The organism is Halobium salinum (assembly GCF_026586625.1).
GTDB classification, from domain to species: domain Archaea; phylum Halobacteriota; class Halobacteria; order Halobacteriales; family Haloferacaceae; genus Halobium; species Halobium salinum.
Genome location: NZ_JAODIW010000004.1, coordinates 29,274 through 48,233, shown reverse-complemented (window position 1 = coordinate 48,233; position 18,960 = coordinate 29,274). Strand labels below are relative to the sequence as shown.

Genomic DNA, 18,960 nt, shown 5'->3' with positions numbered 1-18,960 from the left:
GGCAGGCCTAAACGAGTCCGGTTCCAAACCGGCGACATGAGCATGGAGACGCAGTCCGCCGACGACGGCGCGTCGGAGACGCTCGAGGGGATGGGACGCGAACTCGGCGCCGCCATCGCGTCGTCGCCGGTCCACGAGCGGTTCGTCGAGGCCCAAGCCGCGGTCGAGGACGACGACGAGGCCCAGGCGCTCATCTCGGAGTTCGAGCAGGAACGACAGGCGTTCACGCTCGCCCGGCAGAACGGCAGCGCCACCCAGGAGGACCTCCGGGAGCTCCAGGCCACCCAGGAGGAGCTCCACTCCCTCCCCGTGATGGAGGAGTTCCTCGAGTCGAAGGCCGAACTGCAGGGTCGGCTGGAGGCCGTCAACGAGGCCATCTCCGAGCAGCTCGAAGTCGACTTCGGCGGCGAGGCCGGCGGCTGCTGTCAGGACGACTAAACAACGACCTTTTTCTTCGTCGGGTAGCCGCTTCGCGGCTACCTCTCCTCGAAAAAGCTCGACCAAAAAAGAGCCGATCGCTCGGCCTACGGCCTCGCTCGCGGTACTACGTCGGTCCGACACCGCCACCGCCCCGCTATCACCTCCGCACCGCTACCTCCCCGCTTCCGCACCGCTACTTCCCCGCTTCCGCACTGCCATCGCGCCGCTACCACCTCCGCACCGCCACTGCTCCGCCTCCGCACCGCTACTGCCCCGCCTCCGCACTGCCACCGCCCCACTTCCGCCCCTACCTCAGTACTGCCACCGCATCGCTACCGCCTCCGCACCACCGACAGCGACGGCCGCTCTCGAACTCCCGTCTCGAACGACGAACTTTTGTCACCGAGCGCGAACGTCTGAATGTGTCCGCCCTCCCCTCCCGCTTCGAACTTCGCGACCTGACGCCCCGAGGCGTCGAGCGCGCGCTCGGACTCGGCCTCGTCACGCTCCTCACCGTCGCCAGCCTCGGAAGGGTGGTCGCCGAGTCGATTCCGTCGTTCGGGCCGGTCGCGACCGTCTCGTTGGTCCTCGCACTCGTCGTCTGGGTGCTGTTCCTGACGGCCGTCCTCGCACACGCGGTCCTCGGCGTCGTCGGATACACCACGCCGCCCCGGGCAGTCGAAATCGTCGTGGCCGTCGTCGTCCTGCTCGCGCTTCTCGTCGGCGACGTGGTGCTCGGCCCCCCGGCGCTCGGCTTCCCGTTCTGGGTCGCGTTCGTCGGCACGATGGGGCTCACCGTGCTGGTGGCGACCGGAAGTCGGTGAAGTCGATGCGGGAACCGCCGCTCCTCGCTCGACTCTACCTCCACGTCCTGTTGCTCGCTACCCTCCTCGGCGGTACGCTCGCGCTGTTCTCGCTTCTGTAGTCGGGTGTCTTAGCTCACACCCTCGAATCGAAGAACTCGCGGTAGCGCGGGAACGTCTCCGGATACCACGCCGAGGAGTGCAGGAACACGTGGTCGCCGCCGTCGGCGAGGTGGAGGTCGGTGTCGACGCCGGCCACGGCGAGCGCCTCGTGGCACCGCTCGCTCTGACCCGCACCGACCACGTCGTCCGCCGTCCCGTGTGAGAACAACGTCGGCGGACAGTCACCGTCACCCCCGGCGTCGACGTGCGCGTGTACGGATGCCGCCGCGTACCGTTCCGGGACCTCCTCGTAGTGTCCGCCGAGGAACGCGACTGCCATCTCGGAGGACGACTCAGTCCCATCGGTGCTCGGCTCGCGCGTGAGGTCGTAGACGCCGCTGACGCCGACCACGGCGTCGAGTCGGGCAGTCTCCTCGTACGCCGCAGCGGGCTCGCTACCGAGCACGGACCGGTCGCCGGTCGCGCCAGCGAGGACGGCGAGGTGGGCACCCGCCGAGTGGCCGAACGCACCGACCCGACCGGGGTCGACGCCGAGTTCGGCGGCGTTCGACCGGACGTGCCGCACCGCGGCCTTTACGTCCTCGAGCGCCGCCGGAAACGTGGCCTCGTGACTCAATCGGTAGCTCGGCTCGACGGTGACGTACCCCGCGGCGGCGAGGTCGAGCGCGTACCGGGAGAGCTGTCCCTTGTTCCCCTCCCGCCAGCCGCCGCCGTGGAGCAGGACGACCGCGGGACGGCTCTCGCCGTCGGAGGCGCGATAGACGTCCATCGCGAGCGTCCGCTCGGGCGTCTCGCGGTAGATTCGGTCGCGGTCGACCCGCAGGGGTGAGTTCGCCTCCGGGTCCCGGGCCAGCCTCGATGTCGAGGAGTCGTTCACGGAACGAAGTCGTCGGCGGGAGGCTTAGTGTCTCCGCGAGCCGCCGACCCGCGACACCGCCTCTCGGGACGAACGTTCAAAGCCGAGGACGGGACCACCGACGGTATGCTCGCCATCGCCGGGGGGAAGGGCGGCTGCGGGAAGACCACGACGACGCTCGGTCTCGCGGCGGCGCTCGACTCCCCGACGCTCGTCGTCGACGCCGACGTCGACCTGCCCAACCTCCACCGTCTCGCCGGCGTCGACGCGACACCGACACTGGCTGACGCCCACGGCGGGTCGGTCGACGCCGTCGCACACGCACACCCGGACGAACCCGGCGTGTCCGTGCTTCCGGCGCCGGACGGCTCGCGCGCCGACGCACCCGGTCTCGACGCGCTCCTCTCGGGACTCACCCCCTCGGCGTCGACGCCGACGCTCGTCGACTGCCCGGCCGGCGCGGGTCCGGACGCCGCCGCGGCGCTCCGCGCCGCCGACGCCGCGTTGCTCGTCTCGGCGCTCTGCCGGCCGGCCCTCCGCGACACGGCGAAGACCGCGGCGATGGCTCGGACCCTCGGAACGGAGCCGGTCGGTGTCGTCCTGACGCGGACCCACCTCGCGCCCGACGCCGTCGCCGAACTGTTGGACTGTCCCGTCCTCGGCTCCGTCCCGCCGGTCGAGCCGCCGGTGCTCTCCCGGCCCGCCGTCCAGTCGGCGTACGCCCGACTCGCGGACGAGATCAGACAGGAGGAAGACCTATTGTCGTGCGTGAATAAGTAGCTCCGTATGACCGGCCGGCTCCCCACCGGAATCACGGTGCTCGACCGTCGCCTCGGCGGCGGCATCCCCAGCGGGAGCATCGTCCTCCTGTCGGCGACGCCGGCTTCCCAGTCGGAGCTGTTCCTCTACGAGCTGAGCGCGGCGCGCGGGACCCTGTATCTGACGAGCGTCCGCTCGGTCGAGGCGGTCCAGGACGCCATCGACCGCACGCCCGGACGCGCCGGGAAGCCCACCATCCGAGACGTCGGCAGCGACGCCCCGCTCGACCACGCGAACCGCCTCATTCGCGCCCTCCCGGAGGGAGCGAACCTCATCGTCGACATCGTCGACGTCCTGGAGCGTGCGGAGCCGGCGCGCTACCGGAACTTCCTCAACGAACTCCAGACGCACATGATAAACACCGGCGGGTTGACGGTGCTCCACGGGCTGAACGGTCGGTCGGTGCCCGAGAACCGGGACGTGACCGAACACATGGCCGACGTGGTGTTCGACCTCCAGACGGACGTGGCGGGCTCCGAAATCGAGAACCGGCTCGCCGTTCCGAAGTTCCGCGGCGGGGCGGCGATGGAGGAGACCATCAAGCTCCGGCTGGCCGAGGAGGTCGCCATCGACACCAGCCGCGACATCGCCTGACGGGACCCGACACCGACGCCGACGCCGGCTCGCACCAGCGACCCGACGTTTTTTCTCCGCCGCCGCCGAACCCCCGAGCGGATTGACCAAGGGCTTCGGGTCGGACTCGGTTCGGTTCGCGTAACGGGCGCGACCGACGGTTCGGCCGGCTCGCCGACTGTGGGCTCCGCGGAGCGGTCGGGGACGCGAGTGCTCGCGACTCCGCCGCGGGGTCACGCTGTTCGGCGCCCGGTTCGCGCGCTACGACCAGCCGTGCGTGAGCCGTTCTTTCGGTTCCTGCGACGGACGGCGTAGCGCGTGGGGTGTCTCGCCGTCCGACCGCCACGACGCACCGAACCCACTCGATGCAGCAGCCACCGAACCCGACCGCGACAGCCGAACAGCGACGCGAAACGCGCAACACCACACGCCGGCCCGCCGCACCTCCCGGGCGTCGTCCCCACGCCGGAGACGATCGACTCACGGGTCCGGGGGTGGTCGAGTGAACCGCACGCCCTACAGCCTCGCGCTCGAATCGCGCGTCTCGGCCGGGCCGGCGACCTACCGGTTCCACACCGCCGACGGGGTCGTCTCGAAGGAGTCGTTCCGGCGACCCGAACTCCTCCTGCTGGAACACCTCTGGGGGACGGACCTCGGCGACCTGCTCGTCGTGGAGGCGAACTACGGCGTCGTCGGCACCGTCCTCGCGACCGCCGCCGAGAGCGTTCACGCGACCGAGTCGAGCGCGCGAGCCGCGACGCTCTGTGACCGGAACGCGAACGAGAACGACGCCGACGCCTCGGTGTCGGTCGTCGCCGACCTCGAAACGCTCGACGGGCGATTCGACACCGTCGCGTACGCCCCGAAACCGTTCACGCCGGTCGCCGTCGGGAAGCAACGCGCCGTCGACGCCCTCTCGGCACTGCGGCCCGACGGCCGCCTCTACCTCGCCTCGGCCGAGGAGGAGGGGCTCGGTCGCTACGAGAGCGCCCTCCGGACGACCGGCGCGAGCGTCCGGGAGGTCGCCGAGGACGGGCGGTTCCGACTGTCGGAGGCGACCCACACCGAGTCCTCGTTGGGGACCGACACTCCGTCGTTCGTCACACAGCGCACCCTCACCCCGACGGTCGACGGCGTCGACCTCTCGTTCGTCGCGGCGCCGGGGACGTTCTCGGCGTCGGCGCTGGACGAGGGTACCCGCCTCCTCGCGTCGGCCGCTCGGGTCGACGACGGGGACCGCGTGCTCGACCTCTGCTGTGGGTACGGGGCGCTCGGTGCCTACGCCGGCCGCGTCGCCGACTGCGAACTCTGGCTCAGCGACGACAGTCGGGTGGCGACGCGGTGTGCCGAGCGCAGCCTCCGCGCCTCCGGCGTCGACGGCACCGTCGTCACCGCCGACTGCGTCGAAGGGGTCGCGGGCCGGACGTTCGACACGGTCCTCTGCAACCCGCCGACACACGCCGGCGCCGGGGTCCTCTCGGAACTGCTCGGCGACGTTCGGGGCCTACTCGCGCCGGAGGGGCGACTGTTCCTCGTGCACCACCGCGACCTGGACCTCGGAGTGCACCTCTCCCGGTTCCGGCGCGTCGAGAGGGTTCGCGAGGGCGAGGACCACGTCGTGCTCCGGGCGATTCCCTGAACTCGCACCGTTGGATACGCCTCAGCAGATGGGTCGCGGGTCGATGCCCAGCCCCGTCAGCGCGTCCTCGTAGTCGTCGTACGCGACCTGAATCGTGTACTCCGCGGCGCCGCGGGCGCGCTCCCAGTCGGCGTCGGTCTCACAGCGTGAGTCGAGCAGGTCGAGGCCGCGGTCGACTTCCTCGCCGGTCTCGGTCTTGAGGTCGCGAAAGAGGTCCGCGCGGCGCTCGTCCGGTTCGTTGACGAAGAAGCCGATTATCTGCGTGTGCGTCCTGATGCTCACCAGCCCCCGGCCGACGAGACCGCCGCCGACTCGACCGAGCGTGTCCTCCTGCCCGCGGAGGTACATGTGCATCGGGCCGCCGTCCGCCGGCTCGAACGCGTCGGCGTCGAACCCGTCGAGCGCCGAGAGCGAGTCCAGCACGCGCTCGTAGTGGTCGCGCTCCTGGTCGGCGACGGCGGCGAACGCCTCGCGGGCGTCGTCGTCGGCCTCGTCGTCGGCCCACGCCTCGAACGTGTTCGTCGCCGCGAACTCGCTGTTGGCGGCCGCCCGCAACACCGTCTCCGCGTCGAGTTCGGCGTCGGTGAGCGCGACGAGGAGTTTGTTCGAGCCGAGGCGGTCCAGTTGAGTCCGCTTCTCCGCCTCGACGGCCTCCCGGAACTCGGTGGCGTCCATACCCCCGACACGGCCGCGCGGCGTTTCAACGTTGCCGCCGGCGTGGAGGAGCCACTGCCCCGCCCAACGGCTATCGTACTGGACACCCTATCGATGCGCATGACAGCCGACCCCTCCGACGGCGACCGTGTCGACGGTGACGGTATCGACACCGACGCTGGCACTGACACCGATGCCGACACCGACCTCGACTCGGTCCCCTCCATCTCCCCCGCACAGTTGGACGAACGACTCCGGGGTCGCGACCCGCTCCGCGTGCTCGACGTGCGGGACCGCGACGAGTTCGAGGAGTGGCACGTCTCGGGACCCGCCGTCGAGGCGACACAGGTCCCGCACGTGAAGTTCGTCGCGGCGGGGGCAAAGGGAACCGTCGCCGACCTCGCGGGCGACGCCGGCCTCGACCCCGACGACGACCGACCGGTGCTCGCCGTCTGCGGTCGCGGGGAGGCGAGCGCCCACGTCGCCGGTCTTCTCCGGGAGGCGGGGTACGACGCCTACAATCTCGACGGCGGGATGGACGCGTGGGCCGAGCACTACGACGCGGTCGAACTCGACGTCGGCGCGGAGGCGACCGTCCTCCAGTACCGACGCCCCTCCAGTGGCTGTCTCGCCTACCTCGTCGTGAGTGAGGGGGCGGCGGCCGTCATCGACCCGCTTCGCGCGTTCGCCGACCGGTACGTCGCCGACGCGGCGGCGCGAGACGCCGACTTGGTCGTCGCGGTCGACACCCACGTCCACGCCGACCACCTGAGCGGGACGCGGGCGGTCGCAGCGCTCCGTGACGCCGAGGTCGTCGTCCCCGGAGGCGCGCTGGACCGGGGGCTGGACTACGCCGACGACGTTCCGGTTCGACCGGTCGCCGACGGCGACGAAGTCCGGGTCGGCGACGCGACGCTGACCGCGCTCGCGACACCCGGCCACACGACCGAGATGACCTCGTTCCGGCTCGCCGACCTGCTGTTCACCGGGGACACGCTGTTCGTCGAGAGCGTCGCGCGGCCGGATTTAGAGCGCGGCGACGACGGCGCCGCCGACCTCGCACACACGCTCTACCAGACGCTCCACGAGACCGTGCTCGCACAGTCGGACGACACCCGGGTCGCCCCGGGTCACTACGGCGAGACGACCCCTCCCGCCGACGACGGGAGTTACACCGCGCGACTCGGTGCCCTCCGCGAGCGCCTCCGCGCCCTCTCCCTCGACGAGGACGCCTTCGTCGAACACGTCGTCGACGACCTCCCACCCCGCCCCGCCAACTACGAGCGCATTGTCGAGACGAACCTCGGGTCGGCGACCGTCGACGACGCGGAGGCGTTCGAGCTGGAGCTCGGGCCGAACAACTGTGCGGTGTCGCCGGCGTCCTCGGACTGAGCGTCCATCACGGGTTCGGCGGGCCGCCCGTGACCGACCTTTCCCACCGACGGGACCGTGACCGACACTCACACCGGCGGGAGACTGAAACGGGGCGCTCGCGAGAGAAGTGTATGAGCGAGGATTCGACGGTCGACGCCGACGAGGGGTCGACGCCCGAGGCTGACGAGGGGTCGACGGACACCGGGCGGGACGGACAGCGACGCGCCATGGAGATGGTCGACGAACCGGTGACGACCGAGTCGATGACGGCAGACCTCCGCGACCTCGGCGTCGAACGCGGCGACCGCCTCCTCGTTCACTCCTCGCTGTCCTCGCTGGGCTGGGTCAGCGGCGGCGCGCCGGCCGTCGTGGACGCACTGCTCGCGGCGGTCGGCGACGCCGGAACGCTCGTGACGCCGACGCACTCCACCCAGTGTTCCGACCCGAGCGTCTGGGAGAACCCGCCGCTGCCGGACGGGTGGCTCGACACCGTGACGGAGACGATGTCGCCGTACCGCCCGGAAATCACACCGACGTACGGGATGGGAGCGATTCCCGAGTGTTTCCGCGACTATCCGGAGACGATGCGGTCCCGACATCCGGCCTTCTCGTTCGCGGCACGGGGACCGGACGCGTCGGCGGTCGTCGAGGACCACCCGCTGGAGGGCGGCCTCGCCGAGGACTCGCCGCTCGGTCGGCTGTACGACCGGGAGGCGACGGTGCTCATGCTCGGCACCGACCACGCGACGAACACGTCGCTCCACCTCGCCGAGTACCGTGCGGCGTTCGAGAAGGAGTTCCGGACGAAAGGCGCACCGATGCTCGTCGACGGTGAGCGCCAGTGGGTGGAGTGGGAGGACCTCCGAATCGACTCCGACGATTTCCCCGACATCGGCGAGGCGTTCGAGGCCGAGGTCGGCCTCGTCGAGGGAGCGGTCGGCGCGGCGACCGCGAAACTGGTCGACCAGCGCGCGCTCGTCGACTTCGGGGTCGAGTGGATGTCCGAGAACAGGGAGTAACGAACTCAGTCGTCGGCAGCCGCGGCGTCCGCGTCACCGACTGCTCCGTCGTTCTCGATGCTCGGCGGGTACTTCCCGCGGTCGAGTTTGAGGTCCGAGGCCGGGCGGGCCATGCAGGTGAGGGCGTAGTTCTCGCGCTCCTCCTCGGTGAACCCGCGGGCGGCCGGCTGGACGACCTCCCCCTCGACGATTTCGGCCGAGCACGCGAGACACATCCCGACGCGGCAGGAGAACTCCTGAGCGATTCCCTCCTCGATACAGCGCTTCAGGATGGTCTCCTTGTCGGAGACCGTGATGGACTCCTCGCGCCCGACGAACTCGACGGTGTACTCGGTCATGTCCCGTTCAACACGTGACCCCGGCAAAACTCTTTATCCCTGTCCCGTCCGGGGTCGGAGACGGAATTCGCGCGGGTGACAGTACCGCGCGACGACGCTACTCGATGTTACTCGACGAGCCGCTCGTCGGCCCACGGGTCGTCGCCGCCGCGAGCGCTGTCCCGCCGCCGCTCGGAGCGCTCCGCGAGCGCGACGCCGACGATGCCGCCGACGGCGCTCAGACCGACGACGTACGCCAAGACGACGCCGGCGACGAGCAGGGCGAGGAGGACGAAGCCGATCTGGGCTCCCAGGAGGTCGTCACCGGGGACGACCGCCAACCCGGCGAACAGCAGCAGACCCAGCACCGTGACGAACAGCGCGGGGACGGCGGCCATCGCGCCCGAGACCGCGCCGACGCGGGCGCCGTCGCGCTTCTGGAGGTAGCCGGCGACCGCGCCGCCGAGCACCGGCGAGAACGGGACGAACGAGAGGACCACCGTCACGACCGCGCCGATGAGGGCGTTCGTGAGTCGGCCGTCGCTGGAGGAGTGTGTACTCATGCCGGTAGATACGCCGGCCGGAACGATAAACACGAGCGATGAGCCGAGCGAGCACGCCGCTCGGCGGGGTGGAGCGGGACGGGGCGGTGCGTGCGGGCCCGGGTGCAGACGCCGACCTGGCGCCTACTGTCCGACGAACTCCGGGTCGCGCCGTTCGAAGAACGACTCCACGCCCTCGGCGTGGTCCTCGGTCTCGAAGACGGCCGCCTGCGCACCCGCCTCGTTCGCGATGGCGTCCGCGAGTGAGGTGTCGTGGCCCTGCTCCAGCAGACGCTTCGAGGCACGGAGCGCGACGGTCGGCCCCGCGGCGATACGGTCGACGAGGTCGTCGAGGCGCGTCTCGAACTCGTCGGCGGGGTACGCGTGATTGAGCACGCCGAGGTCGACCGCGCGCTCGGCGTCGAGCAGTTCGCCCGTGAACACGAGTTCCTTCGCGACGTTGTCGCCGACGAGTCGCGGCAGGAGGTAGGAGGTACCGGAGTCGACCGCGAGGCCGACGCGGCGGAAGCCGAAGCCGACCCGCGCCTCCTCGCTCGCGACCTGCAGGTCGCAGGCGATGGCCAGGGCGGCGCCGGCGCCGACGGCCGACCCCTCGACCGCCGCGACGGTCGGGAGCGGGCACTCGTGGACCCGACGGACGGCCCGGCCGAGTACCTCGATGACGTGCTCGACCGCCTCGTCGAGGGTCCAGCCGCCGGACTGGAGCTCCATCATCGCGTTCACGTCGCCGCCGGCGCTGAACCCTCCCTCGCCGCGGAGGACGACACAGCGCGCCTCGATGTCGTCGTCGCCGACGGGGCCGAGGGCGTCGAACGCCTCGACGAGCCCCGCGGCCACGTCGCCGGTGATGGCGTTTCGCATCCCCTCGTTGCGGAGCGTCACGGTCGCGACGCCGCGGTCGTCCACGACGAGCGAGACCGCGTCGGTGTCGAGTCCGATGGACCCGGAGCCGTCACCGTCGGCGCTGCCGGCGCCGTCACTGTCGGTGCTGCCACCGCCGTCGGTGTCGTCCTCGCGTCCGTTCACTGCCCGCTCTGGCCCTGGTCGCGCTCGACGAGCTCGAACTTCTGGACCTTCCCGGTCGTCGTCCGGGGGAGCTCCTCGACGAACTCCACCTCGCGGGGGTGTTTGTACTCCGCGAGGTTGTCCAGGCAGTACTGTTTGATTTCCTCGGCAGTCACGTCGGAGCCGGGAACGGGGACGACAAAGGCTTTCACCGTCTCGCCGCGTCGCTCGTCCGGAATCCCGACGACGGCGGCGTCGGCGACCGCGTCGTGTTCGAAGAGCAGCTCCTCGACTTCCCGCGGGTAGACGTTGTAGCCCGCGGTGAGAATCATGTGCTTCTCGCGGTCGACGACGTAAAAGAAGCCGTCCTCGTCGTGGTAGCCGAGGTCGCCGGTGTGGAACCACCGCTTCCCCTCGTGTTCGCTGAACGCCCCTTCGTCGGCCTCGGGAAGGTTGTAGTACCCCTTCATCACGTTCGGGCCGGTGACGACGAGCTCGCCCGTGATGTCGTCCAGGTCGACCGCGTCCTCGTCGACGGGACCGCGCTCGACCGGCGGCACCGTCTCGAAGTCGTCGTCGACGATTCGCGCGTCGATGCCGGGGAGCACCTTCCCGATGGAGCCGACGCGGCGACCCTCGGTGGGGCTGTTGAAGTGCGTCACCGGGCTGGTCTCGGTGAGGCCGTACCCCTCGAACACCTGCACGTCGTACAGCTCCTCGAAGCGCCGGAGCACCTCGACGGGAATGCCGGCGCCGCCGACGCCACACATCCGGAGCGAGGAGAGGTCGAACTCCTCGGCGCGCTCCTGGTTGATGACGTCGTTGTACATCGCCGGGACGCCGTGCATCAGCGTGAGTTCCTCCTCCTCGACCAGTCCCATCGCCTGTTCCGCGTCCCACGAGGGGAGCGGGTAGTACGCGCCGCCGCCGAAGAGCGTCGCGTTCATCACGACGGTCATGCCGTAGATGTGGAACAGTGGCAACACACCGAGCTGTTTGTCACCCGGCCTGATGCCGTCGGGGACGATGCTCGCGGACTGCTCGGCGTTCGAGCCGAGGTTCTCGTGGGTGAGCATCACGCCCTTCGGTTGGCCGGTCGTCCCCGACGTGTAGGGGAGACAGGCGAGGTCGTCGTCCGCGCGCTCGACCGTCTCGAACTCGGGGTCGCCGACGAACTCGGAGAACGGCGTCCCGGCGTCCGCCTCGCCGCCGACCGTAACGACGTGCTCCACGTCAGTCTCGTCGCGTACCTCCTCGACGAACGGCACGAGGTCGGCGAGCGCGACGACGACCTCTGCCCCGCTGTCGGAGAGCAGGTGTTCTATCTCCCGGGACTTGTACTGGGGGTTCATCGGGACGACGACCCCGCCGGCTCGCAGGGTGCCGTGGAAGGCGACGACGAACTGCGGGAGGTTCGGGAGGTAGACGGCGACCCGGTCGCCGGCGTCGAACCCGCGCTCTGCGAGTCCGGACGCGAAGGCGCCCGTCTGGCCCCAGAAGTCACGGTAGCTCCACTCGTCGCCCTGGAATCCGAGGGCGGTCTGGTCGGGATGTTCCGTGGCCGCGTCCGCGACGTTGGTGACGAGGTTTCCCATGGTCGTCCCTGACAATGGACGACGCCACCTAAAAGGTTCGCTCGAATCGCCACGCGGCGCCGACCTTCGGAGCGTCGTTCCGGGTCGGGGTCAGTCGTTGCCGACCGAACCACCACCGGCCGAGCCACCGCCGGCGGAGTCGTCGCCGACCAACCTGTCGAAGGCGTCGCCCGCCAGCCCCGGCCCCTCGGGCACCCGAACCCGACCGTCCTCGACGGGGACCGGGTCGGCCGCGAGGTCTTCGGCGAGCAGGTCGCCGGTCGCCAGCCCGCAGGCCGGCACGTTCGGAATCGCGGCCGCGGCGTGGACCGCGGCGGTCCGGGCGACGACGGCGTCGACCGTCGTGGTGACGACCGGTGTGACGCCCTGCGCCCGGAGGCGACGGGCGACGGAGACGGTGCGTGTCGGGCCACCCTGCGCCATCGGTTTGAGGACGACCACGTCGGCGAACTCCCGGACGGGGTCGGGCCACGTATTCGGCCCGTTCACCGACTCGTCGAGCGCGATTCCGACGCCGCGACCGCGGAGCGCAGCGAGCCCCTCGTGGTCGTCAGCCGGGAGCGGCTGTTCGACGTACTCGAAGTCCAGGGCCGCGAGGGCGTCGACCGCGCGCTCGGCCTCGTCGCGACTCCACGCGCCGTTGGCGTCGGCCCGGAGAGCCACGTCGTCGCCGACGGCCTCGCGCACGGCCCGACAGCGGTCGAGGTCCGCATCGAGGTCGCGGGCGCCGGCCTTCAGTTTGAGGCAGTCGAACCCGTCTACGACGGCGGATTCGGCCTCCTCGACCGTGGACTCGACCGACCCGTCGCCGACGGTGGCGTTGACGGGGACTTCGGCGGCGGCATCGGAGCCGCCGGAGTCCCCCGTGCGGTCGGCGAGCCACGCCGCGAGCGGACGTTTGGCGTACCGAGCCGAGGCGTCGGCGCCGACGAGGTTCATCGCGTGACGGGCGGCCGGCGGCACACCGTCGATATCGACCTCGTTCTCGTCCCCATCCGAAACGGTGCCGTTTGCGGCGTCCCGAAGTGTGACCCACGTCGCCAAGCACTCCTCGTACCCTTCCGTCCACGGTGGGAGCGGCGTCGCCTCGCCGACCCCTCGTACTTCGTCGCCCGTTTCGAGCTCGCCGCGTAGCTCGACTAACAGTCCGCGACGCTCGGTCATCTCCCCCTTCGCGGTGCCGAGCGGTGACCGGAGCGGGAGGGAGAACTCACGCAGTCGGACTTCGCGGTCGACCAAGTGTGCGCCGATGCGCATTTCATAGGGATTATCGTAGGCCTTCATAGAATTCTCGCCCGACGTCGGGCGAGAATCTTTGTCCGGCTACGATAACCGCTATCAAATCGCCAGCCCGACCGCGAAGAGCAGTGAGAACCCGGCGAGGAGCTTGCCGGTCTGTTCCAGCGCGGGGTTGAGTGCGGTGCCCTTGGTTTCGGTGAGCATCGTCTTGGTGACGAGTGCGGCGTAGGGAAGCGTCAGGAGCGGGAGAAGGACGGGGAGACCGAACTCGAAGCGGTCGAAGACGAGAAGAGCCACCGGGACGGCGTAGGCGAGAACGAGCAGGCCGACGAACTCCGCGCGGGCGACGCCGTAGCCGAAGCGCACGGCGAGGGTGCGCTTGCCGGTCGTCGCGTCCTCTTCCTTGTCCCGGACGTTGTTGACGACGAGGATGTTCGTCGAGATGGCGGCGACGGGGAGGCTCGCGAGGACGGCGAGGAGCGGGAGCGTCCCCGGCGGGATTCCGACGGGGAACGTGTCAGCGACGACCGAGGCGGCCTGGACGTAGTAGGTGCCGGTGACGGCGACGACGCCGAAGAAGACGAAGACGAACAGGTCGCCGAGGCCGTGGTAGCCCAGCGGGTACGGGCCGCCGGTGTAGGCGATGCCGGAGGCGACCGAGAGCAACCCGACGACGAGGATGGGGACGCCGCCGACGGAGACGAGGTAGGTGCCGACGAGAATCGCGGCCGCGAAGGTGAGGTACATCGCGCGCTTGACCTCGGCGGCGTCGATGAGGCCCGAGGCCGTGACGCGAGTGAACCCCTCGCGGTTCTCGGTGTCGGCGCCCTGTTTCGCGTCGTAGTAGTCGTTTGCGAAGTTCGTCCCCACCTGGATGAGGGCGGCGCCGACGAACGCCGCCAGCGCCGGGAGCGCGGCGAAGACGCCGTCGGCGAGGGCGAGACCGATTCCGACGGCGACCGGGGCGGCCGCCGCCGGCAGGGTCTGTGGCCGGGCGGCCATCAGCCACGCCTTCGTCCGCGAGACGTTCTGCGTGCTCATTACCCGGGGCTCGGGGCGGAGTCGGCGTAAAAGGTCGGTTCTCGCGCCGCCCGCACGCCGTCGCCGAACACGCTATCACCCACGGCGGCGACCGCCTCTCGTTCCGGGTCGTGCTGTTCGGCGCCGCCTCCGAGACGACCGAAATCGGTGAGGACCTCGGCGAACCGGACGAGGACATCGAGGAGGCGGACTGGTTCGCGTCGTTGCCCGCGGACATGTTCGAGCGCGACCTGCTCGTGCAGGTGATGGAGCGGGTCAGAAACGGAGCCGACGGTGAGGATTGACCGGTCGCAGCGCCACGGGTGGCTCTCGCCGACACAGCTATCGGCCTCCGGAGGCGACATCCCGGCAATGCTCGGCGGCTTCGAACTCACCGATGCGACGGACGTCCCCGAACTCGGTTCGTTCCTCTTCACGGTCCGCGATATGCACGGCGAACACGACGAGGCCATCCTCGTACGCTGTGCCGACCCCGAGGCGGCCCCGCCCGAAGGTGCGGTCCTCGACTCCGTCGAGGCCGACGACGCCGACGGGGACGACGATTCCAGCGAGCCGCTCGCCGTCGAGGCGTGGATCAACCGCTGTCCGCACGAGGACCAGCGCCTCGACCGCGGGCAGGGAGCGGCGATGCGCGACGGGCAGGTCATCTGCCCGAAGCACGGCTCGATGTTCGACTCCTGTTCGGGGTACTGCGACAACGGCGAGGCGAAGGGAACGAACCTGGTCCCGCTCGACCTGGAAATCGAGGACGGCGTCGTCTACCTTACCGACGACGACTACCGACTCGTCGGCGCAGGGGGCATCGACGACGATGACGACGGTCCGAGTTCGACCTCGCACATCGGATTCTGAGCGGGCGGTCGGCGCGTCGTCAGTCCGGCGGTCGTCGGTGCCGGCGCGTCGTCGCCGGTCTAGTGGTCGTGGGCTAGAACGGCACCGTGATTCCGGCCTGTTCGACCAACAGGAGTAGCCCGACGAGAACGCCGACGACGCCTGCGGCCGCCTCCAGCAGGGTCGCGACTCGCGTGCCGAGCGTCCGGCCCCAGAGCGCCGAGACGGCCGCCATCGTCGCCACCGACAACAGTGCGAACGCGGCGAGGAACGACGCCGCCGCGCCGACGGTCGGCGCCGAGGAGACCAGCAGGACGACCAGCGCGCCGCTCCCGGCGAACCCGTGGAGGGCGCCGACGAGCGCGGAGTCGCTATCGAGATGACCGTGGCGACTCCGCCGTCCCAGGGGCAGGGAGAGCGGGCCGAGATGCAGGTGGCTGTGGACGCCGTCGTCGCCGTGGTCGTGGGCCTCGACCCCGACCCGGGTGCCATCACCGCGGAGCGACCACAGCATCCGGGCGCCGAGGTAGACGAGGACGACGCCGACGACGGCCTCGAACAGCGTCGTCACCGACTCGGGAAGCCGGACCCCGAGTGCGACGAACAGCAGGCCGAGGGCGACGACGGGCACCGAGTGTCCGACGCCCCACGAGGCCCCGATGCGGGCCGGGTTTCGGTCGTCGTCACGTACGAGGGTGGCGACCGCCGCGAGGTGGTCGGGTTCGAGCGCGTGGCGCACCCCGACGACCGCGCCCGCGGCGAGCGCAGAGACGAGTGTCATAGTTCGGCGTCGGTGTCGTGTGAGAAGTAACCCGCGAATCGCGCAAAGGTCTCGGAGGACGGGCAGAAAAAGCGCTTTTCTTTCGACCGAACATGGAATGACTCAGCTCCTAGAGGCGTGCCGCGAGTCTTGCCTTTCACACCGAGACGATACCACGCTTGCTATTCGATTTGGAATCGGTCCGCTATCGCATTCTTACCCGACAGTCCCCAATACACGAAGCGATATTGACCAGGTTCCAACGGTTGGCAGACAGAGAACGGGCCGACCGAGAACCCACGTCTGCTTACTGTGAACTGCCACCTGAAACCGCTACCCGGTTGATGTCCGAATGCGATACTTGGGAACCCCCGGTTCGTTATCGTAAGGATGTGATTCCAATCGAATTCGGTTCGTTCCTGTACCGCGAACTTCCTATATCCGCCGGTCTCTTGGCCTGTATTGGACACGTTCTCAAGGACAGCAGTGAGTTCTTCTCCTCTTGCCACCGAGGATGGCGAAACCGAGAGCGTGAACCCTCCAACTCTCCCATCTATTGCCTCTCCAATTGAGTAGTCTTCCCACGAACTCCCGCCTTCACAAAGAATCTCCCCGTCAGGGGTAGTGAGGTCATATGGGCTCTGCGGAGTCGTTGGGGCGGCTGATGCATTCGAGACGGTCGTTTCGGTGTGAGTCGGTGTAGCAGTTCTGACGGTGGTTTGCTCTGATGAAGACGTGGCATTCAGTGTGCTACTTGAATCGGTAGAGCGGGAATTACAGCCGCTCAAGAGTGGCACCGAGGCAAGTGAAGCGAGGAGGCGACGACGGCGCATGATTCTCTCCTAATACTTTGCTCATAAGTACTTTCTGCAAGAATCGCGTTCTGAACAGAAACCAAGCCGAGACACACGCTCTGAGTCCAGGAGCTGAGTCACACCGAACGACGCTGGAAGAAACGACCTTTGTTCCGACCCGGTTCGACGTGAGTCGGCTCCTAGAGAGGTGCCGCAAGTCCCGATGTCAATAAAGGAGGAGTACCGATAGAGATAATTACCAATGTTCCTGTCTCAGGAATATGGGTCCTGAAGTTTGGTTCGTCCTCCTTCTCTTCGCTCTGGTGACTGTTCCGCTCTTTATCGGTGCTATGACTCTCCTCAATCGCACCTCAGGAGGAGACGACGAGACAGAATTAGAGGAGCTAAAGCAGCGAGTCGAACAGCTCGAATCGGAACAGGACTAAACGGGACACGCGCCCTGCTTCTAGAAGCTGAGTCAGTCCGGCCACCACTGGAAGAAAGCCAAACCGAATCCGTCCGGTGCTGATGCTGTCATGCGGTCGTGGAACTGTCCAGCGAATCACGCCGCGAGCGACGAGCGAGCGGCCTTTTTCGTCCAGGTTTTTGTGCCGAGCGGTGGCCGCGAAGCGGCCACCCGAGGCGTAAAAACGTGGAGGTTAGTAGTGCCAGGGGAACTCGTCGAAGTCCGGGTCGCGCTTCTCCAAGAAGGCGTCCCGGCCTTCCTGTGCCTCTTCGGTCATGTAGCCCAGCCGCGTCGCCTCCCCGGCGAACACCTGCTGGCCGACCATCCCGTCGTCGATGGCGTTGAAGGCGTACTTCAGCATCCGCATCGCCATCGGCGACTTCGAGGTCATCTCGTCGGCCCACTCCAGGGCCACCGCTTCGAGGTCGTCGTGCGGAATCGCTTCGTTCGCCATCCCCATGTCGACTGCCTCCTCGGCCGAGTAGGTCTTCCCGCGGAAGAACACCTCGCGGGCCTTCTTCTGGCCGACCTGCCGGGCGAGGTAAGCGGAGCCGAACCCGCCGTCGAAGGAGGCCACGTCGGGGTCGGTCTGGAGGAACTTCGCGTGCTCCTCGCTGGCGAGCGTGAGGTCGCAGACGACGTGGAGTGAGTGGCCGCCGCCGACGGCCCAGCCGGGGACGACGGCGACGACGGGTTTGGGCATCATCCGAATCAGCCGCTGAACTTCGAGGATGTGCAGGCGACCGGCCTTCGCCTCCCGGACGGCGGGGTCGTCGTCGTCGCCGGCGGCGTCGTCGCCGCGGTACTCGTAGCCGGACCCGCCGCGGACGGACTGGTCGCCGCCGGCACAGAACGCCCACCCGCCGTCCTTCGAGGAGGGGCCGTTCCCCGTCAGGAGCACACAGCCCACGTCGGCCTGCTTGCGGGCGTGGTCGAGCGCCTGGTACAACTCGTCTACGGTGCCGGGTCGGAAGGCGTTGCGCACGTCGGGGCGGTCGAAGGCGATGCGGACGACCGGGAGGTCCGTCCCCCGATGGTAGGTGACGTCGTCGAACTCGCGGACCGTCTCCCAGCGGTCAGAATCGAAGAGTTCCGAAACCATGCCGGAGGAGCGGCCGGACCGCGCAAAAAGCTTCCGCGCCGTCTGCCAACCCGCTCGCGCCGTCAGCGCGTCGTGACGGCCTGCCTGAGCGCCCGAGCGACCGTCGGGAACGCGAGGACGGCGGCGGCGACGACGGCGATCGCGACGAGCGACGCGCCGCCCACGTCGACCGGCGACCACTCGGCCCCGAGGCCGAGGTCCGGCGCGACGGCGATACTGAGCAGGACCGCCCCGAAGAAGACGGCGTTGTAGTAGACGAGCCGCAGGACCGCGAGCAACGGTGTGACCCGAGGCCACGGCGGGCCGACGCGGAGGCGGCCGTGGCGACCCGCGGCGACGCCGCCGACGAACGCCGAGAGGACGACCGCGGCGACGAACTTCGTCACCGCCTCGCCGGCCATGAGCGCGAACAGGAGCGCGGGGATGCAGACGAGCGCGACCTCGCCGAGCGCGTCGAACAGCGACTCCAGCCACTGCCCGAGGGCGTCCTTCTCCTCCGTCCGTGACCGGAGTTGACGCTCCTCGGTGGCGCGGTCGGTGCCGCGGGAGGGTGCCATAGTGAGTGCTTCCCACGCGGACCACAAAGGCTGTTCGGCGGGAGGGTCGGCTCGGGGGGCCGGTCGTCCTACCGACTGGCCAGCGGCCCCGTCGGGCTGGTCACCCACGCCACGAGCGCGATGAGGGCGACGGCGAGCAGTCCCAGGAGCACCTGGCCGGCGATCACGATGGCGTACAGAAACACGAGCGTCGAGAGCACGGCGACGAGCCACGTTCGGCGCGGGCCGAGCGACCGGGGGTAGCCGTTGTCCTTGACGTACGCCGCGAGCCACGAGACGAGGTACACCGCCGTGGCGAGAATGGCACCCAGGAGCAGTTGGCTCGCGACGACGACGGCGTACGCCAGTACCGCCAGCACCGCGACCGCGGTCGCTATCTTCCAGTTCTTCGACTGCGTCGTGGAGGGCAT

The 18,960-nt window shown here is 69.3% G+C and carries 21 protein-coding genes; 9 read left to right on the top strand and 12 right to left on the bottom strand.

The window, feature by feature from the left end; genetic code table 11:
- Positions 1-36 precede the first annotated feature (36 nt).
- Together N5095_RS00290 and N5095_RS00285 are read left to right on the top strand one after the other, a co-directional pair.
- Positions 37-438: a YlbF/YmcA family competence regulator gene (locus N5095_RS00290; RefSeq protein ID WP_267619819.1), complete on the top strand. Its 402-nt coding sequence runs from the start codon at positions 37-39 to the stop codon at positions 436-438.
- A gap of 404 nt (positions 439-842) precedes the next feature.
- Positions 843-1,244, top strand: coding sequence for a hypothetical protein (locus N5095_RS00285; RefSeq protein WP_267619818.1), 402 nt, complete (start codon positions 843-845; stop codon positions 1,242-1,244).
- Positions 1,245-1,359: 115 nt separating this feature from the next.
- Here N5095_RS00285 and N5095_RS00280 read toward each other — a convergent pair whose 3' ends face one another.
- Complete coding sequence (locus N5095_RS00280; RefSeq protein ID WP_267619817.1) at positions 1,360-2,223, bottom strand: alpha/beta fold hydrolase; 864 nt, start codon at positions 2,221-2,223, stop codon at positions 1,360-1,362.
- Between the two features lie 105 nt (positions 2,224-2,328).
- Here N5095_RS00280 and N5095_RS00275 point away from each other — a divergent pair, with 105 nt between their 5' ends.
- The 3 genes from N5095_RS00275 to N5095_RS00265 all read left to right on the top strand — a co-directional run bounded on the left by N5095_RS00275 (position 2,329) and on the right by N5095_RS00265 (position 5,233).
- The gene (locus N5095_RS00275; RefSeq protein ID WP_267619816.1) at positions 2,329-2,982 is read left to right on the top strand and encodes a MinD/ParA family ATP-binding protein; all 654 of its coding nucleotides are present in this window, start codon (positions 2,329-2,331) and stop codon (positions 2,980-2,982) included.
- 6 nt (positions 2,983-2,988) lie between these two features.
- Positions 2,989-3,615, top strand: coding sequence for an RAD55 family ATPase (locus N5095_RS00270; RefSeq protein WP_267619814.1), 627 nt, complete (start codon positions 2,989-2,991; stop codon positions 3,613-3,615).
- Positions 3,616-4,096: 481 nt separating this feature from the next.
- On the top strand, positions 4,097-5,233 hold the full coding sequence (locus N5095_RS00265; protein ID WP_267619812.1) for a methyltransferase: 1,137 nt from the start codon (positions 4,097-4,099) through the stop codon (positions 5,231-5,233).
- A 21-nt stretch (positions 5,234-5,254) separates the two neighbouring features.
- Here N5095_RS00265 and N5095_RS00260 read toward each other — a convergent pair whose 3' ends face one another.
- Complete coding sequence (locus tag N5095_RS00260) at positions 5,255-5,908, bottom strand: rubrerythrin family protein (protein ID WP_267619811.1); 654 nt, start codon at positions 5,906-5,908, stop codon at positions 5,255-5,257.
- 99 nt (positions 5,909-6,007) lie between these two features.
- Here N5095_RS00260 and N5095_RS00255 point away from each other — a divergent pair, with 99 nt between their 5' ends.
- On the top strand, positions 6,008-7,279 hold the full coding sequence (locus N5095_RS00255) for an MBL fold metallo-hydrolase (protein WP_303651513.1): 1,272 nt from the start codon (positions 6,008-6,010) through the stop codon (positions 7,277-7,279).
- Positions 7,280-7,488: 209 nt separating this feature from the next.
- Positions 7,489-8,280: an AAC(3) family N-acetyltransferase gene (locus tag N5095_RS00250; protein ID WP_267620267.1), complete on the top strand. Its 792-nt coding sequence runs from the start codon at positions 7,489-7,491 to the stop codon at positions 8,278-8,280.
- 5 nt (positions 8,281-8,285) lie between these two features.
- Here the strand turns inward: N5095_RS00250 and N5095_RS00245 are convergent, their stop codons facing one another.
- The 6 genes from N5095_RS00245 to N5095_RS00220 form a co-directional block, all read right to left on the bottom strand.
- On the bottom strand, positions 8,286-8,618 hold the full coding sequence (locus tag N5095_RS00245) for a 2Fe-2S iron-sulfur cluster-binding protein (RefSeq protein WP_267619810.1): 333 nt from the start codon (positions 8,616-8,618) through the stop codon (positions 8,286-8,288).
- A gap of 107 nt (positions 8,619-8,725) precedes the next feature.
- Positions 8,726-9,160, bottom strand: a complete 435-nt coding sequence (locus N5095_RS00240) for a DUF5518 domain-containing protein (RefSeq protein WP_267619808.1) — start codon at positions 9,158-9,160, stop codon at positions 8,726-8,728.
- Between the two features lie 123 nt (positions 9,161-9,283).
- The gene (locus N5095_RS00235; RefSeq protein ID WP_267620265.1) at positions 9,284-10,099 is read right to left on the bottom strand and encodes an enoyl-CoA hydratase/isomerase family protein; all 816 of its coding nucleotides are present in this window, start codon (positions 10,097-10,099) and stop codon (positions 9,284-9,286) included.
- Between the two features lie 83 nt (positions 10,100-10,182).
- Positions 10,183-11,760, bottom strand: a complete 1,578-nt coding sequence (locus N5095_RS00230; protein ID WP_267619806.1) for a long-chain-fatty-acid--CoA ligase — start codon at positions 11,758-11,760, stop codon at positions 10,183-10,185.
- Positions 11,761-11,850: 90 nt separating this feature from the next.
- A complete protein-coding gene (locus tag N5095_RS00225) occupies positions 11,851-13,017 on the bottom strand; it encodes a mandelate racemase/muconate lactonizing enzyme family protein (protein ID WP_267619805.1) in 1,167 nt (388 codons plus the stop codon).
- An 81-nt stretch (positions 13,018-13,098) separates the two neighbouring features.
- Positions 13,099-14,040 carry a 1,4-dihydroxy-2-naphthoate polyprenyltransferase gene (locus N5095_RS00220; RefSeq protein WP_267619803.1) on the bottom strand — a complete coding sequence of 314 codons (942 nt, stop codon included), beginning with the start codon at positions 14,038-14,040 and terminating at the stop codon, positions 13,099-13,101.
- A gap of 110 nt (positions 14,041-14,150) precedes the next feature.
- Here N5095_RS00220 and N5095_RS00215 point away from each other — a divergent pair, with 110 nt between their 5' ends.
- Both N5095_RS00215 and N5095_RS00210 read left to right on the top strand, forming a co-directional pair.
- Positions 14,151-14,324, top strand: coding sequence for a hypothetical protein (locus tag N5095_RS00215; protein ID WP_267619802.1), 174 nt, complete (start codon positions 14,151-14,153; stop codon positions 14,322-14,324).
- Between the two features lie 67 nt (positions 14,325-14,391).
- Entirely contained in the window at positions 14,392-14,892 is a 501-nt protein-coding gene (locus tag N5095_RS00210; protein WP_267619801.1) for a Rieske (2Fe-2S) protein, read from the top strand.
- Positions 14,893-14,965: 73 nt separating this feature from the next.
- Here N5095_RS00210 and N5095_RS00205 read toward each other — a convergent pair whose 3' ends face one another.
- The 4 genes from N5095_RS00205 to N5095_RS00190 form a co-directional block, all read right to left on the bottom strand.
- Positions 14,966-15,652, bottom strand: coding sequence for a sulfite exporter TauE/SafE family protein (locus N5095_RS00205; protein ID WP_267619800.1), 687 nt, complete (start codon positions 15,650-15,652; stop codon positions 14,966-14,968).
- 1,432 nt (positions 15,653-17,084) lie between these two features.
- Entirely contained in the window at positions 17,085-17,993 is a 909-nt protein-coding gene (locus N5095_RS00200) for a 1,4-dihydroxy-2-naphthoyl-CoA synthase (protein WP_267619799.1), read from the bottom strand.
- Positions 17,994-18,055: 62 nt separating this feature from the next.
- Positions 18,056-18,550, bottom strand: a complete 495-nt coding sequence (locus N5095_RS00195) for a DUF8215 family protein (RefSeq protein ID WP_267619798.1) — start codon at positions 18,548-18,550, stop codon at positions 18,056-18,058.
- Positions 18,551-18,618: 68 nt separating this feature from the next.
- A complete protein-coding gene (locus tag N5095_RS00190; protein WP_267619796.1) occupies positions 18,619-18,960 on the bottom strand; it encodes a hypothetical protein in 342 nt (113 codons plus the stop codon).

What these genes read in the sequence shown, in the direction of transcription:
- N5095_RS00230 (WP_267619806.1), bottom strand. Translation starts at nt 11,760, where the DNA reads ATGGGAAACCTCGTCACCAACGTCGCGGACGCGGCCACGGAACATCCC.
- N5095_RS00255 (WP_303651513.1), top strand. Translation starts at nt 6,008, where the DNA reads ATGACAGCCGACCCCTCCGACGGCGACCGTGTCGACGGTGACGGTATC.
- N5095_RS00290 (WP_267619819.1), top strand. Translation starts at nt 37, where the DNA reads ATGAGCATGGAGACGCAGTCCGCCGACGACGGCGCGTCGGAGACGCTC.
- N5095_RS00260 (WP_267619811.1), bottom strand. Translation starts at nt 5,908, where the DNA reads ATGGACGCCACCGAGTTCCGGGAGGCCGTCGAGGCGGAGAAGCGGACT.
- N5095_RS00250 (WP_267620267.1), top strand. Translation starts at nt 7,489, where the DNA reads ATGGAGATGGTCGACGAACCGGTGACGACCGAGTCGATGACGGCAGAC.
- N5095_RS00210 (WP_267619801.1), top strand. Translation starts at nt 14,392, where the DNA reads ATGCTCGGCGGCTTCGAACTCACCGATGCGACGGACGTCCCCGAACTC.
- N5095_RS00270 (WP_267619814.1), top strand. Translation starts at nt 2,989, where the DNA reads ATGACCGGCCGGCTCCCCACCGGAATCACGGTGCTCGACCGTCGCCTC.
- N5095_RS00240 (WP_267619808.1), bottom strand. Translation starts at nt 9,160, where the DNA reads ATGAGTACACACTCCTCCAGCGACGGCCGACTCACGAACGCCCTCATC.
- N5095_RS00190 (WP_267619796.1), bottom strand. Translation starts at nt 18,960, where the DNA reads ATGCCCTCCACGACGCAGTCGAAGAACTGGAAGATAGCGACCGCGGTC.
- N5095_RS00225 (WP_267619805.1), bottom strand. Translation starts at nt 13,017, where the DNA reads ATGCGCATCGGCGCACACTTGGTCGACCGCGAAGTCCGACTGCGTGAG.
- N5095_RS00200 (WP_267619799.1), bottom strand. Translation starts at nt 17,993, where the DNA reads ATGGTTTCGGAACTCTTCGATTCTGACCGCTGGGAGACGGTCCGCGAG.
- N5095_RS00195 (WP_267619798.1), bottom strand. Translation starts at nt 18,550, where the DNA reads ATGGCACCCTCCCGCGGCACCGACCGCGCCACCGAGGAGCGTCAACTC.
- N5095_RS00205 (WP_267619800.1), bottom strand. Translation starts at nt 15,652, where the DNA reads ATGACACTCGTCTCTGCGCTCGCCGCGGGCGCGGTCGTCGGGGTGCGC.
- N5095_RS00275 (WP_267619816.1), top strand. Translation starts at nt 2,329, where the DNA reads ATGCTCGCCATCGCCGGGGGGAAGGGCGGCTGCGGGAAGACCACGACG.
- N5095_RS00220 (WP_267619803.1), bottom strand. Translation starts at nt 14,040, where the DNA reads ATGAGCACGCAGAACGTCTCGCGGACGAAGGCGTGGCTGATGGCCGCC.
- N5095_RS00245 (WP_267619810.1), bottom strand. Translation starts at nt 8,618, where the DNA reads ATGACCGAGTACACCGTCGAGTTCGTCGGGCGCGAGGAGTCCATCACG.